The organism is Naumannella cuiyingiana (assembly GCF_013408305.1).
Classification (GTDB): domain Bacteria; phylum Actinomycetota; class Actinomycetes; order Propionibacteriales; family Propionibacteriaceae; genus Naumannella; species Naumannella cuiyingiana.
Genome location: NZ_JACBZS010000001.1, coordinates 2,122,113 through 2,136,292, shown reverse-complemented (window position 1 = coordinate 2,136,292; position 14,180 = coordinate 2,122,113). Strand labels below are relative to the sequence as shown.

Annotated in this window: 10 protein-coding genes; all 10 read right to left on the bottom strand. The window is 72.1% G+C overall.

The window, feature by feature from the left end:
- Positions 1-66: 66 nt before the first annotated feature.
- The 10 genes from GGQ54_RS09870 to GGQ54_RS09825 all read right to left on the bottom strand — a co-directional run bounded on the left by GGQ54_RS09870 (position 67) and on the right by GGQ54_RS09825 (position 14,107).
- Positions 67-1,269: a DNA polymerase III subunit delta' gene (locus GGQ54_RS09870; protein ID WP_179445228.1), complete on the bottom strand. Its 1,203-nt coding sequence runs from the start codon at positions 1,267-1,269 to the stop codon at positions 67-69.
- On the bottom strand, positions 1,266-1,928 hold the full coding sequence (tmk, locus tag GGQ54_RS17040; protein ID WP_179445227.1) for a dTMP kinase: 663 nt from the start codon (positions 1,926-1,928) through the stop codon (positions 1,266-1,268). The genes GGQ54_RS09870 and tmk overlap by 4 nt, the downstream gene beginning before the upstream one ends.
- Positions 1,898-3,286, bottom strand: a complete 1,389-nt coding sequence (locus GGQ54_RS09860; RefSeq protein ID WP_179445226.1) for a hypothetical protein — start codon at positions 3,284-3,286, stop codon at positions 1,898-1,900. The genes tmk and GGQ54_RS09860 overlap by 31 nt, the downstream gene beginning before the upstream one ends.
- Positions 3,287-3,288: 2 nt before the next feature.
- A complete protein-coding gene (gene topA, locus GGQ54_RS09855) occupies positions 3,289-6,057 on the bottom strand; it encodes a type I DNA topoisomerase (RefSeq protein ID WP_179445225.1) in 2,769 nt (922 codons plus the stop codon).
- An 89-nt stretch (positions 6,058-6,146) separates the two neighbouring features.
- Positions 6,147-7,625 carry a DUF7059 domain-containing protein gene (locus GGQ54_RS09850; protein WP_179445224.1) on the bottom strand — a complete coding sequence of 493 codons (1,479 nt, stop codon included), beginning with the start codon at positions 7,623-7,625 and terminating at the stop codon, positions 6,147-6,149.
- Between the two features lie 802 nt (positions 7,626-8,427).
- Positions 8,428-10,305, bottom strand: coding sequence for an AMP-binding protein (locus GGQ54_RS09845; RefSeq protein ID WP_179445223.1), 1,878 nt, complete (start codon positions 10,303-10,305; stop codon positions 8,428-8,430).
- Positions 10,306-10,351: 46 nt separating this feature from the next.
- The gene (locus GGQ54_RS09840) at positions 10,352-12,736 is read right to left on the bottom strand and encodes a sodium-translocating pyrophosphatase (RefSeq protein ID WP_179445222.1); all 2,385 of its coding nucleotides are present in this window, start codon (positions 12,734-12,736) and stop codon (positions 10,352-10,354) included.
- Between the two features lie 180 nt (positions 12,737-12,916).
- On the bottom strand, positions 12,917-13,312 hold the full coding sequence (locus GGQ54_RS09835) for an Rv3654c family TadE-like protein (protein ID WP_179445221.1): 396 nt from the start codon (positions 13,310-13,312) through the stop codon (positions 12,917-12,919).
- Positions 13,309-13,626, bottom strand: a complete 318-nt coding sequence (locus GGQ54_RS09830) for a TadE family type IV pilus minor pilin (protein ID WP_179445220.1) — start codon at positions 13,624-13,626, stop codon at positions 13,309-13,311. The genes GGQ54_RS09835 and GGQ54_RS09830 overlap by 4 nt, the downstream gene beginning before the upstream one ends.
- Positions 13,627-13,798: 172 nt before the next feature.
- Positions 13,799-14,107: a DUF4244 domain-containing protein gene (locus tag GGQ54_RS09825; RefSeq protein ID WP_179445219.1), complete on the bottom strand. Its 309-nt coding sequence runs from the start codon at positions 14,105-14,107 to the stop codon at positions 13,799-13,801.
- Positions 14,108-14,180 lie beyond the last annotated feature (73 nt).

The following is a 14,180-nucleotide window of genomic DNA, read 5'->3' as shown; positions in this document are numbered from 1 at the left end:
ACACGGGATTCTCGCACCGCCAACCCCCGTGACGGCGTATCGACACGGCGTTTCGGCCCGCCGGACTCAACCCTCGCCGTCGGCCTCGACGATCGCCACCAGCATGGCCTCCGTGGCCAGCAGCGGCGGCACATTGGTCTCCAGCGCCTCCCGACAGGCCAGCAGCGCGTCGATCCGGCGCAGGGTCGCCTCCGGGCGGGTACGCCGGGCGAGCGCCCCGATCTCTGCCGCCAGCTCGGGGTTGATCAGCTCGACCCCCGAACCCGTCTGCACGCTCAACACGTCGCGGTAGTACGCCGTGAGCTCGGTCAGGGCCCGGTCGAGCGCGTCGCGCTGCAGCCGTTTGCCACGCGCCTTCTGCTGCTCCTCCAGCTCGCGCAGGGCCGCCGTCGCCGAGCGATTGCGTACCCCCTTGGTGCCCATCCCGAGCGCCTGCTCCAGCTCGGCGCGCTCCTTGCCGTCGAGCTCGCCGGTGATCTGGGCGGCCTCCTCCGCAGACGACTTCACCAGCGCCTCCGCCGCCTCCAGGCACGCGCCGAGCCCCCGCAGCCGGCCCGGGATCTGCAGCACGGCGCTGCGCCGCTGCCAGGCGTCGGCACTGCGCGCCAGCACCCGCGCCCGGCCGATGTGGCCCTGGGCGGCCCGGGCGGCCCGGGTGGCGGTCTCGGCATCGATGCCGTCGCGGCGCTGCAACAGGTCGGCGACCGCCGCCGGGGTCGGGGTGGTCAGGTGCAGCAGCCGCGACCGGGACCGGACGGTGGCCACCACATCCTCGGCCGTCGGCGCGCAGAGCAGCCAGACAGTGCGCGACGCGGGCTCCTCGATGCTCTTCAGCAGCGCGTCGGCGCCGCGCTCGGTGATCCGGTCCGAATCCTCGATCACGATCACCTGGTGGCGCCCGACGGACGGGCTCATCGATGCGCGCCGGACCAGGTCGCGGATCTCATCGACGCCGATCGACAACAGCTCCGTGCGGACCAGCGTGACATCGGGATGCGCGCCGCTCAGCGCCGTGCGACAGGCCCGGCACTCGCCGCACCCGGCCGGGGTGCGCTCGCACTGCAGCGCCGCGGCGAAGGATTGGGCAACATTCGACCGGCCCGAACCGGGCGGGCCCGTGATCAGCCAGGCGTGCGACATCGCGTGCGGGCCCCCGGCGACGGCGCGACGGAGCACCGACACGGCGGCCTGCTGACCGACCAGGTCGGACCAGACCCCGGTCAACGGCTCGGCCCGCGCGACGCCGACGTCCGTGCTGGGAGCGCTCACGGGTCCAGTCTGCCCGCCGGCTCGGACAACAGCTCTGCCAGCCGCCGCCACACCTGCTCGGCGATCTGCTCGCGCGAGCGCCGCGCGGGCAGCACCAGATAGTGCGCCGGGTGCGCGGCGGCGAGGGCGAGGAAGCCCTCGCGTACCCGCTCGTGGAAGGCATCGCCGGCGGCCTCGATCCGGTCCTTGTCGGCCTTCGCGCCGACGCCTGCGCCCGGCTCCAGGTCGAGCAGCACCGTCAGGTCGGCGCGCAGCCCGTCGGTCGCCCAGGCCGCGACCGCGGCCACCTCCTCGGCGCGCAGCACCCGGCCGGCGCCCTGGTAGGCCAGCAACGAATCGACGTAGCGATCGCTGACCACGACCTCGCCGCGCTCCAGCGCCGGCCGGATCACCTCACCGACGTGCTGGGCCTTGTCGGCGGCGTAGAGCAGCGCCTCCGCGCGCGGATCGAGATCGCCCGTCGTCGGGTCGAGCAGCAACTCGCGGATCCGCTGGCCCGCGGCGGTGCCGCCGGGCTGGCGAGTGACCACGTGCGGTACGCCGGCGTCCGCCAAGCGCTGCGCGAGCAGCTTCTGCTGCGTCGACTTGCCGACGCCGTCGCCGCCCTCGAAGACGACGAACACCCCGCTCACGCGAACCGCTCCCGCGCCCGGCCCCATTCCCGCAGGAACTCGTGGCGGGCATGTCGGACGACGATGCGCGCCCGCTCGTGGGCCCGGCCGGCCTCGAAGGCCTCCGCCGGGCTCAGCTCCTCGACCCGATCGGTGATCGCCGGCGGCTCGCCGACGCACTGTTCGAGATCGGCCATCAGCCGTTCGGTACGCCGCCGCAGCCGCGCCGCCCGCTTCGGGCGTACCAGCTCCGTGATCGTCGAGCTGTGGATGAGTTGATCACCGGCGAGCAGTGCCGCGCGCCAGGTAGCGTCCGGCCCGTCGGCACCGAGGACGTCGCAGGCCTCGACGAAGTCGGCCACCACCCGCTCCAGCAGCGCGCCGAATGCGTCGCCGGCCGACAACGCTCCCGAGGTGTCGATCCCGCCCACCACCCGGGGGGCGCGTACCTCGCGGACCAGCGCGTCCAGCAACCCGAGATAGCGCCCGCTGTTGATCAGCGCGATCGCATCCAGCTCCGCGGCGTCGTCGAGCCGATCGGCCAGCGATCGCCACTCAGCGACGCCGGCCTGATCATGGACAAGCAGCGGGCCGAGGCCACGCAGCTCGACGGCCAGGGCGCGGAGCTGTTCGGCCAGGTCACGGGCGGCCCCGGAGCCGCCGCGCAGCGCCAGATCGGCGGTCATGATCATCCGCAGCCGGCCGGCCAGGATCGCCGTGATCGCCGCCTCGGCGGGACAATCGCGCTGCCAGGCCGTCGGCGCAGGGAAGTCGGTGTGGCCGGTCGCGGGAGAGCCGATCCGCTGGGCGATGCTCGGGAACTCCTCCACCACGGTGCCGCCGGCGAAGGCGAGCATCTCGCTCACCCAGTCCCGCTGGGCAGCATCGATCCCGTCGCCGGTCAGGGTGCCCTCGCGGTAGCGCGAGGTGATCACGCCCGCAGTGCGTACCGTGACCAGTTGATCATGTAAGACACCGAGTCGGGTCTCGCCGTCCTCGCCGGCACCGTGCAGCGCATAGGTCCACCGGTCGTACTCCAGCGCGGCGACCGGGCCGAGGGCGGCCGAGCGGCGGAACGGTCGGACCAGCGCGGCGAGCTCGGTCGGCAGGTCGCCGTCGGCCATCGGCTCGACCCGCTCCCCCGGCAGCCAGGGCGCCCAGTCGGGTGCGGCGAGGAACCAGTCGCCGCGTCCATCGGCGACACGGTGGGCGAGCAGCACCCCGGCGCGCAGCAGGCGATGATCGGGGGTGTCCAGCACGGTCAACTGAGTCGTCGAGCGCCGCCCGGCGCCGCGCAGCACCAGCACCCGGTCGATGCCGAGCTCGGGGTTGATCAACCGCGGCGCGCGGGCGGTGAACGGCAGCTCGACCCGCAGTTTCACCGCGGCCGGCGCCGGGGTGGTCATGCTCAGCTCCCGCCGGCCGACGATCCGGACCGGCCCGGGCTCTTCTTGGCCGTCGCCTTCTTGGCGGTCGCCTTCTTGGCGGTCGCCTTCTTGGCCGTGGACTTCTTCGCGGTCGACTTCTTGGCGGCGGCCTTCTTGGCCGGCGCCTTCTTCGCGGCCTTCTTGGCGGGACCCTTGGCACGCTTCTCGGCGAGCAGTTCGACGGCCCGCTCGGCGGTGATCGTGCCCACGTCATCGCCCCGGCGCAGCGTCGCGTTGTACTCGCCGTCGGTGACATAGGGCCCGAAGCGGCCATCCTTGATCACCATCGGCCGGCCCGTGTTCGGGTCGGCGCCGAGCTCCTTCAGGGGCGGCTTGGCGGCGGCCCGGCCGCGGCGCTTCGGCTGGGCGTACAGCGCCTGGGCCTCCGGCAGCGTGATCGTGAAGATCTGCTGCTCGGTGTCGAGGGAGCGGGAATCGCTGCCCTTCTTCAGATAGGGACCGTAACGCCCGTTCTGCGCGGTCACCGTCTCCCCGTCGATCTCGCCGACGACCCGCGGCAGGGACAGCAGCTTCAGCGCCGTCTCCAGATCGATCGTGTCGATCTCCATCGACGCGAACAGCGAACCGGTACGCGGCTTGACCCCCTTCGGGGCATCCTCGCCGAACACCTCGGTGACGTAGGGGCCGAACCGTCCGTTGCGCGCCACGATCGGGGTGTGCGTCTCCGGGTCCAGGCCCAGCTCGCGCTCCTCCCCCATCGGCCGCGCCAGCAGCTCGCGCGCCTTCTCGACCGTCAGCTCGTCGGGCGGAAGATCATCGGGAACTGCGGCGCGGTTGCCCTCGGCGTCCTCGACCATCGTCCCGTAGCGGCCGACCCGCACGCTGAGCCCCGAGTCAAGATCACCGATGCCGAAGGTGCTGATCTTGCGCGCATCGATGTCGCCGAGCTCGGTGGTCAGCGCCTTCAGCCCCACCGCATCGCCGCCACCGAAGTAGAACTCCGACAACACCGCGACCCGGTGCGCGTCACCCTTGGCCACCTCGTCGAGGGTGTCCTCGAGCTCCGCGGTGAAGTCGTAGTCGACGAGCTGGGTGAAGTGCTCCTCGAGCAGCCGGGTGACCGCGAAGGCCAGCCAGGTCGGCACCAGCGCCGAGCCGCGCTTGAACACGTAGTCGCGTGCCGTGATCGTCCGGATGATCGAGGCATACGTCGACGGCCGGCCGATCTCCAGCTCCTCCAACTTCGCGACCAGCGACGGCTCGTTGTAGCGGGCCGGGGGCCGCGTCTCGTGACCGGCCGGGGTCACCTCGACCGGTTCGACCACCTGTTCGGCGACCAGTTGCGGCAGCCGGCTCTGCTGATCGTCCGAGGCGCCGTCGTCGACGGATTCCACATAGGCCTTCAGGAATCCGTGGAAGGTGATCGTCCGGCCGGATGCGGTGAGCAGCGCGTCGGGCGCGTCGTGGCGATCACCCGTCGCCAGCTCCAGGCGTACCGGCTGATCAAGGTCGGCGCGGATCCGCACACTGATCGTCTCGCCGCGCGCATCGGCCATCTGGGAGGCGATGGTGCGCATCCAGATCAGCTCGTAGAGACGGAACGCATCGCCGGACAGACCGGTCTGCGCGGGGGTGCGGAAGCTGTCGCCGGCCGGTCGGATCGCCTCGTGCGCCTCCTGGGCGTTCTTCACCTTCGAGGAGTAGATCCGCGGCTTGTCGGGCAGATACTGCTGCCCGAAGAGCTGGCGGACCTGGTCGCGCGCCGCGCCGATCGCGCTGTTGGACAGATTCACCGAGTCGGTACGCATGTAGGTGATGTAGCCACCCTCGTACAGATCCTGGGCGACCGACATCGCGCGCTGGGCGGAGAAGCCGAGCTTGCGGCCGGCCTCCTGCTGCATGGTCGTGGTGCGGAACGGCGCATAGGGCCGGCGGGTGTAGGGCTTGGCCTCCACGCTTCGCACCGAATGCGGGGCGGTACGCAGGGCCGCCGCGGCGGCAGTGGCCGAATTCTCGTCCAGTTGCAGCAACTGGGCGCCGGTCAGCCGGCCGCTCGCGTCGAAATCGCCGCCGCGGGCGATCCGGCGACCGCCGAGCTCGGTGACCCGGGCGGTGAACTGCCGCGGCTCCGCGTCGGCGCCGGCATCCAGCAGCGCGTCGAGATCCCAGTAGGACGCGGTCCGGAACGCGATCCGCTCGCGCTCGCGGTCGACGACCAGCCGGGTCGCCACCGACTGCACGCGGCCGGCGGACAGGTTCTTGGTCATCTTGCGCCACAGCACCGGGGAGACCTCGAAGCCGTAGAGCCGGTCCAGGATCCGGCGGGTCTCCTGGGCGTCGACCAGGTCCATGTCGAGATCGCGGAGCTGGGTCAGCGCCTCCCGGATCGCGGACTCGGTGATCTCGTGGAAGACCATCCGCCGGGTCGGCACCTTCGGCTTGAGCTGGCGCTGCAGGTGCCAGGCGATCGCCTCGCCCTCGCGGTCACCGTCGGTGGCGAGCAGCAACTCGTCGGCATCGGCAAGCGCATTGCGCAGAGCGGTGATGGTGGACTTCTTGTCGGCCGGGACGACGTAGATCGCCTCGAAGTCGTGGTCCACGTCGACGCCGAGCCGCGCCCACGGCTGACCCTTGTACTTCGCCGGGAGCGAGGACGCATTGGTCGGCAGATCGGAGATGTGACCCCGGCTCGACTCGACGATGTACTCATCGCCGAGAAAGCCCGCGATCTTGGTCGCCTTGGTCGGCGACTCAACGATCACGAGGGTCCTGGTCGCTCCGTTTGCCACGTCTTCCTCTCCGATCGCGCACCCCAGCGGCGGGGCCGCACCGCCGAAGCGTACCGGAGGCGTCCAGCGGGCCAAGCCCGTCGGATGCCTCAGCCGCGCAGGAAGCCGTCGACGATCAGGCCGCGCAGCCGCGGGGTGAGGTCGGTACGCAGGGCGCCCGCGTCGGCGTCGAGCAGCCGGGCGACGGCATCGACGATCACCCCGAGCGGCAGGTCGCCGTCGCAGGCACCCGCGACCGCGGCGAGCGCCGTGTCGGTCCGCACCGCGCGGCGCAGCCCGGCCCTGCGGCGCAGCAGCAGATGCTCGGGATCGGCGGCCCCGGGCCGGCCGATGGTCTCGGCATCGACATCGGGTGCGATGGTGAAGGTACGCCCGAACAGCTCGGCCTCGCCGAGCTGGGCCACCGGCGCCGCGTCGAGCCATTCGGCCAACGCACCGCCGACGGGCTGCTGGACCGCGTGCGGCCAGGATTCGATCGCGATGTCGGAGGGCGTGGCGTCGTCGATCCGGCGGATCGTGATCCAGCCCATCCCGACGGCGGTGATGCCGAGCTCGGCGAAGTAGTCGAGCCAGCGGGCATAGGCATCGGCATAGCCCGGCGTACCGAACAGGCCGGCATCGGTGAGCCAGAGCTCGACATACTCATAGGGGTCCAGCAGCTCCCGCTCGATGATCAGCGCCCGGACGCCGGTGGCGGGCAGCCAGTCGCGGAGCCGGCCGGCCCAGTCGCCGTCACGCTGGTGCGCCCAGTTGCCGAGGATCTGCAGGGTGCCGCCCGGGGCCAGGTGCTCCAGCCCGGCGGCGATCACCTCGCGGACCAGCTCGTCCCCGGTGCGGGTGGCCTCGCGGTAGGTGAGGCGGCGGTCGTCGTCGGCCGGCGGGGCGATCACATAGGGCGGGTTGGTGATGATCAGGTCGAAGGTCTCGCCGGCGACCGGTTCGTACAGATCGCCCTCGCGCAGATCCACCGCCACCTGGTTGAGCGCGGCGGTCCAGGCGGCCAGCCGGATCGCGCGCGGATTGAGATCGGTGGCGACGATCTCGTCGGCGTGCGCGGCGAGGTGCAGCGACTGCACGCCGCAGCCGGTGCCCAGATCGAGCGCCCGGCCGATCGGGCGCCGGATGGTGAGCTGTGCCAGCGTGGTGGAGGCCGAGGAGACGCCGAGCACGTAGTCCGGACGCATCGGGCCGGCCGGTCCGTCGAGACCCGGGGTGAGATCGGAGACGATCCAGCGCGGCTGCTCGTCGTCGGTGGCATATGGCCGCAGGTCGATCGCGGCGCGGAGGCCGTCGGGGGCGCGGCGGACGATGTCGAGAGCGAGCAGGGTCTCCGTCAGACCGGGCAGCGCCCGGTCGACGTGCTCGGCCGGTGCCGGCTGCTGCAGCAGGAACAGCCGGATCAGCGTGGCGAGCGGGTCGCCGGCCTCGCCGAGCGCGCGCCGGGCGGGCATCGTCTGGTTGCGCCCGAGGCCGGCCTGCCCGGCCTCGCCGATCCGCCGCAGCACGCCGTCGACGGTGTAGCCGGCGGCCTCGAAGGCCTCCCGGAGCCGCTTCACGGGAAAGTCCATGCGCCAACCGAAGCGGATGCGCGCCGGTCGGGCAAGCGGGCGGCGGTGGAGGTGGCGGGTCGGCTCGCGCCTCCCGGGTGGACTCGCGGGTGCCGGGTCGGCTCGCGCCTGCCGGGTGGACTCGCGCCTGCCGGGTGGACTCGCGCCTGCCGGGTCGGCTCGCGCCCGGGATGTGTCATCGGCCGAGCGGACGGCAACCTCGCCGAAACCGACCACTCGCACGGGTAATGGCGAAGATCGGGCCAGAGCGACAGCACAAACCCGGGCGAGTGGTCGCTTTCGGCGCGAATACGCCCAACCCGCCCGCCACAACCCCGGCGAGTGGTCGCTTCCGGCGGGGTGCCGAGCGCGCCCGCCAGTCCCAGGCCCGCCGCCACAACCCGGGCGAGTGGTCACTTTCGGCGCGAATACGCCCAACCCGCCCGCCACAACCGGGGCGAGTGGTCGGTTCCGGCGGGGATATGCCGAGCGCGCCCGCCAGTCCCAGCCCGTCCCCACAACCGGGGCGAGTGGTCGCTTTCGGCGCGAATACGCCCAACCCGCCCGCCACAACCCCGGCGAGCGGTCGCTTCCGGCGCAGTAGGCCGAGTCCGGCCGCCGGCCACAGCCCAGTCGCCACAACCCGGGCGGGCGGTCACTTCCGGCGCGAATACGCCCAACCCGCCCGCCACAACCGGGGCGAGTGGTCGCTTTCGGCGCGGATACACCCAGCCCGGCCGCCACAACCGGGGCGAGTGGTCGCTTTCGGCGCGGACAAGCCGAGCCCGGCCCGCCACAACCCCGGGCGGGTGGTCGGGTGCGATCAGGAGGTGAGTACGTCGCGCAGGTCGTCGACGACGGCGGGATCCTCGATGGTGGAGGGTACGACGGCGTCCTTGCCGTCGGCGATCTCCCGCATCGTCTTGCGCAGGATCTTGCCCGAGCGGGTCTTCGGCAGGGCCGCGACCACATCGACCCGGCGCAGCGCGGCCACGGCGCCGATCTCGTCCCGGACGAGCTGGACCAGTTCGGCGGCGAGTTGATCAGGCTCGACCGACTGCCCCTCCTTCAACACCACGAACCCGCGGGGCACCTGGCCCTTCAGCTCGTCGGCGACACCGATCACCGCACACTCGGCCACCGCGGGATGGGTGGCGAGCACCGCCTCCATCGCCCCCGTGGACAGGCGGTGCCCGGCAACATTGATCACGTCATCGGTGCGGCCGAGGATGGTCAGGTAGCCGTCCGCGTCGATCACGCCGCCGTCGCCGGTGGAGTAGTAGCCGGGATAGGCCTTCAGGTAGGAATCGATCATGCGTTGCGGGTCGCGCCACACCCCCGCCAGCGTGCCCGGTGGCAGCGGGAGCCTGATCGCGATCGCGCCCTCGGTGTCCGGGCCCACCCGCTCGCCATCGGGGCCGAGGACCGCGACGTCGTAGCCCGGCACCGGGACCGACGGCGAGCCCGGCTTGATCGGCATCGGCTCCAGCCCGCGCAGGTTCGCCGCGATCGGCCATCCGGTCTCGGTCTGCCACCAGTTGTCCACCACGGGTACGCCGAGCTTCTCCCCCGCCCAGGTCAGCGTGTCGGGATCCGTCCGCTCACCCGCCAGGAACAGCGTCTGCAGGCTGGACGTGTCGTGCGCGGCCACCAGCTCGGCGTCGGGATCGACCTTGCGGATCGCCCGGATCGCCGTGGGTGCGGTGAACAGCGCCTTGACGCCGTGCTCGGCGACCACCTTCCAGAAGGCGCCCGCGTCGGGCGTACCGACCGGCTTGCCCTCGTACAGCACGGTCGTCGCACCGGCGATCAGCGGGCCGTAGACGATGAACGAATGCCCGACGACCCAGCCGACGTCGCTGGCGGTGAACATCACCTCGCCCGGCCCGATGTCGTAGATGGTGCGCATCGCGTAGGCCAGGGCGACCGCGTGTCCGCCGTTGTCGCGGACGATCCCCTTCGGCTTCCCGGTGGTGCCGGAGGTGTAGAGGATGTAGAGCGGATCGGTCGCGGCGACGTCGGCCGCCGGAGCGGGCTTGATCGCGGTGGAGCGCATCAACTGGGCGAAGTCGAGATCGCGACCCTCCTTGAGCTCGGCGGGCGCCTGTTCGCGCTGCACCACGATGCAGTGCTCGGGCGCATGGTCGGCCCGTTCGAGCGCCTTCTCCAGAATGGGGTGGTACTCGACGACGCGGCCGGGCTCCAACCCGCAGGAGGCGGAGATGATCACCTTCGGCTCGGCGCCGTCGATCCGGGCGGCCAGCTCGCTCGGCGCGAACCCGCCGAAGACCACCGAGTGGATCGCCCCGATCCGTGCGCAGGCGAGCATCGACATCACGGCCTCGGGGATCATCGGCTGGTAGATGATCACCCGGTCGTCCCGCTCCACGCCGAGCGCGCGCAGCACCCCGGCGAGCTTGGCGGTGTGCTCGAGCAGTTCGGCGTAGGTATAGGTACGCCGGGCACCGGTCATCGCCGAATGCTGGATCAGCGCCGGCGCATCGGCGCCGCCGTTGATCACGTGGCGGTCGAGGGCGTTGTAGCAGGTGTTCAGGATCCCGTCGGCGAACCAGCGCGGCACCGGCTCCTCGTCGGTCAGCACCTGCTCGGGCGGCCGGAACCAGTCGATCGCTCGGGCCTGCTCGCCCCAGTAGCCCCGGGGATCGGCCAGGCTCTGGTCGAACTCCTCGCGATAGCCCATCGGTACGCTCCTCTCGCCCGGCCCGGTCCGGGCGTCCGGCCGGGTGTCAGTCCAACCGGCGGGCCGGGGTCTCGTAGTCGATCTCGACATCGACCTCGACCACGTCGACCTCGGCGACCGCACCCTCGCCGGCTCCGCCGCCGGGGCCGACCGGCGGCGATCCCTGGTCGGAGTCGTCGGCGATCGCGATATCGCGGCGGCTGGAGATCACGACGGCGACGATGATCACGGCCAGCGCCGCGAGGGCGATGGCGTACCGGATCGGATTGTCCTGACCGGCGAGCGCCGAGAGCCCGACCACGGCGGGGGCGATCAGCAGCGCCACCAGGTTCATCACCTTGATCAACGGGTTGATCGCCGGGCCAGCGGTGTCCTTGAAGGGGTCGCCGACGGTGTCGCCGATCACGGTGGCCTCGTGGGCGGGGCTGCCCTTGCCGCCGTGATAGCCGTCCTCGACCAGCTTCTTGGCGTTGTCCCAGGCACCGCCGGAGTTGGCGAGGAAGACCGCCATCAACGTGCCGCAGGCGATGGTGCCGGCCAGGTAGCCGGCCAGCGCCGGTGCCCCCAGGCCGAAGCCCACCGCGATCGGGGCGAAGATCGCCAACAGGCCCGGGGTGGCCAGCTCGCGCAGCGAGTCCCGGGTCACGATGTCGACGACGCGCCCGTATTCGGGCTTGCCGGTGCCCTCCATGATCCCGGGGATCTCGCGGAACTGGCGGCGTACCTCCATCACGACCGCGCCGGCCGCCCGACCGACGGCGCTGATCGCCAGGCCGGAGAACAAGAAGACCACCGATGCGCCGACGATGATGCCGACGAGGGTGGACGGCACGTACACCGCGGCGCTCTCGACGAAGGCGGCATAACGATCACCGAGCACCTTGCCGATGGAGTCGGTGTAGGAGCCGAACAGCGCGGTCGCGGCCAACACGGCGGTGGCGATGGCGATGCCCTTGGTGATCGCCTTGGTGGTGTTGCCGACGGCGTCCAGGTCGGTCAGGGTCTGCGCGCCGGCGCCGTCGACCTCGCCGGACATCTCGGCGATGCCCTGGGCGTTGTCGCTGACCGGCCCGAAGGTGTCCATCGCGACGATCACGCCGACGGTGGTCAGCAGGCCACAGCCGGCGAGGGCGATGGTGAACAGGCCCGTCACGCCGACCCCGCCGAGCAGGAACGCGCCGAGCACGCCGGCCGCGATCACGAGCGCGGTGTAGACGGCCGACGACAGCCCGAGCGAGATGCCGGACAGCACGACCGTGGCGGCGCCGGTGAGCGAGGTCTTGCCGACGTCACGGACCGGGCGCTTGTCGGTGCCGGTGTAGTAGCCGGTCAGCGCCAGAATCACCACGGCCAGCAAGATCCCGATCAGCACGGCGCCGAAGGCGACGACCCGCGGGTCGTCGATCGGCCCGGCGAACTCGGTCACGCCGAGATCGGCGAAGCGCGCCGGCAGATAGGTCCAACAGGCGATCGCGGTGAGGGCGGCCGAGACCAGCGCCGAGAGGTAGAAGGCGCGGTTGATGGTGGTCAGGCCGCTGACTCCCTGCCGCGGCCGGGTCAGGAAGACGCCGATCAGCGCGGTGATCACGCCGATCGCCGGGATGATCAGCGGGAAGACCAGACCCTCGGAGCCGAAGGCCGCCCGGCCGAGGATCAGCGAGGCGACCAGGGTCACGGCATAGGACTCGAACAGGTCGGCCGCCATGCCCGCACAGTCGCCGACGTTGTCGCCGACGTTGTCGGCGATGGTCGCGGCATTGCGCGGGTCGTCCTCGGGGATGTTCTGCTCGACCTTGCCGACCAGGTCGGCGCCGACATCGGCGGCCTTGGTGAAGATGCCGCCGCCGACGCGCATGAACATCGCGACCAGTGCCGCGCCGAAGCCGAAGCCCTCGAGCACGATCGGCGCATCGCCCCGGAAGATCAACACGACGAGCGCGGCCCCGAGCAGGCCGAAGCCGACGGTCGCCATCCCGACGCAGGCTCCGGTGCGGAAGGCGACCCGCATGGCGTCGGCCGGCTTGTCGGTACGCGCGGCCTCGGCGACCCGGACGTTGGCCCTGACGGCGAGCCACATGCCGAGATAGCCGATCATGGCCGAGGCGAAACCGCCGACCAGGAAGGCCGCGGAGCGCGAGATCCGCAACACCCACTGCATCCCCGGATCCTCGGCCTCGGCGGGCAGCGCCAGCAGCAGTACGAATGCCACCACCGCGAAGACGCCGAGGGTGCGGAACTGCCGGGCCAGGTACGCCGCCGCGCCCTCCTGCACCGCGGTGGCGATGGCGCGCATGCCCGGTGTGCCGTCGGGGGCGCGAAGCACCTGCCCGCGGAACACCAGGGCCATCGCGATGGCGATACAGGCGATCACCGCCACGACGACCACGATGGTCAGGTTGGCGCCCTCGAGGACTGCGATTCCCGGCTCCACGTCGACCTCCCCTGGCCGGCCACGTTGCCGGCGTTGGTGTTGAGCTGTCTCCTGGCCCCCAATGACTGGTCCGGAGTATAGGAGTCACAGCCTGCCGCCGCTGTGACCGAAGTCACGCGGCGGCAGGCACGCAGTCTGGCGCATGGCGCGGCCGGCCACAAGCTGGGTCGCCGCGTGCCGTCACGGTGGCGCGGAGGCGGTCTCCAGCCGGCCGGCGTGGGCGGTGGCGACGATCTCTCGCGGCAGGCCGGCGAACGGTGCGCGGACCGCGACCGCGACCCGCACCGAGACGACGTGGTCGACCGAGTCGCCGGCCATCGAGCAGTCGAGCAGTCGAACCGCATTGACGCTCGCCGCCCGCTGGGCGGCCGCGCAGGCGTCGCCGCCGGCCCGGACGGCGATGGCGCCGGACAGCGCGACCGCGTCCGCGGCGGCCCGGGCGCGCGCCTGCGGGATGCGGTAGCCCGTCGCCACCGCGAGGGCGGCGGCGAGCATCAGCGCGACGATCGTGGCGGCCAGCAGCAGCATCGTCCCGGAGCCGCGCTCGTCGCCCGCGCGACCCGGCCGGCCCCTCATTCGCCGGGCTCCAGCAGCACGACCGAGCGCGCCCGCAACGAGACTGCCGGCGCCGCTTCCAGCGGCCGGTAGTCCAGTCGCACCGTGGTGACGACCTGGCCTCCCTCGCGCACCGTCTCCACGCTGGCCCCGCGCGGCGCCCGGCCGCGCGCCCGGTCGGCGGCGGCGCGGTCGCCGCGGGCCTCCTGCCGGGCCACCTCCGAGGCCACGTCCGCACACCGCACCTGCTGGGTGAGGCCGCCGATCAGCCACGCAATGGCGACCGCGACCAGGATCACCGCGAGCGTGCCCAGCGCGATCTCCGCGGTGACCATGCCCCGCTCGCCACGAGCGGGCGGGCACGACCCGGACGAAAGCGGTGTCGCATTGCCTCGGTGCGGGATCATCTCGCTGCCTTCCGTCGTGGTGGAACGTCGCGCGCCGGTGTGGGCGCCGCGACGAGTTGCCGCGGGGTCGCCGTCGTCGGCGCCCCGCGGCTTCGCTCGCTCAGGGACGGGTCGTCGGCGGCGCACCCGTGCCGAACGGATCGAGGCCCGTGAAGAGCCCGATCAGCCAGATGATGAACTCGACGAGCAGCCGCTGCACATTGGGATCGGTGAGCACCTTCAACAGCACCCCGGCGAACGAGACAGCCGCCACCGTGCCCACCGCGTACTCCGCCGTGCTCATGCCACGCTCGTCGCGCTGCGGGCGCGGGTGGACGGCCACCAGCTCCCCTCCGGCCGCGGGACGCTCACCGACGACGTCGGCGACGCCGTCGGCCCCGCGGTTGATCTTCTCCGCTTCGTTGATCATGATCTTCCTTCCCTGATGTCCCCGGACCCCGGGCGCCATCGCCGCGCCCGGCGCCTGACCCGATCGGGTCGTT

Coding starts and splice junctions, on each gene's coding strand:
- tmk (WP_179445227.1), bottom strand. CDS start 1,928: ATGGGGCCGGGCGCGGGAGCGGTTCGCGTGAGCGGGGTGTTCGTCGTC.
- GGQ54_RS09860 (WP_179445226.1), bottom strand. CDS start 3,286: ATGACCACCCCGGCGCCGGCCGCGGTGAAACTGCGGGTCGAGCTGCCG.
- GGQ54_RS09850 (WP_179445224.1), bottom strand. CDS start 7,625: ATGGACTTTCCCGTGAAGCGGCTCCGGGAGGCCTTCGAGGCCGCCGGC.
- GGQ54_RS09845 (WP_179445223.1), bottom strand. CDS start 10,305: ATGGGCTATCGCGAGGAGTTCGACCAGAGCCTGGCCGATCCCCGGGGC.
- GGQ54_RS09835 (WP_179445221.1), bottom strand. CDS start 13,312: ATGAGGGGCCGGCCGGGTCGCGCGGGCGACGAGCGCGGCTCCGGGACG.
- GGQ54_RS09830 (WP_179445220.1), bottom strand. CDS start 13,626: ATGGTCACCGCGGAGATCGCGCTGGGCACGCTCGCGGTGATCCTGGTC.
- GGQ54_RS09825 (WP_179445219.1), bottom strand. CDS start 14,107: ATGATCAACGAAGCGGAGAAGATCAACCGCGGGGCCGACGGCGTCGCC.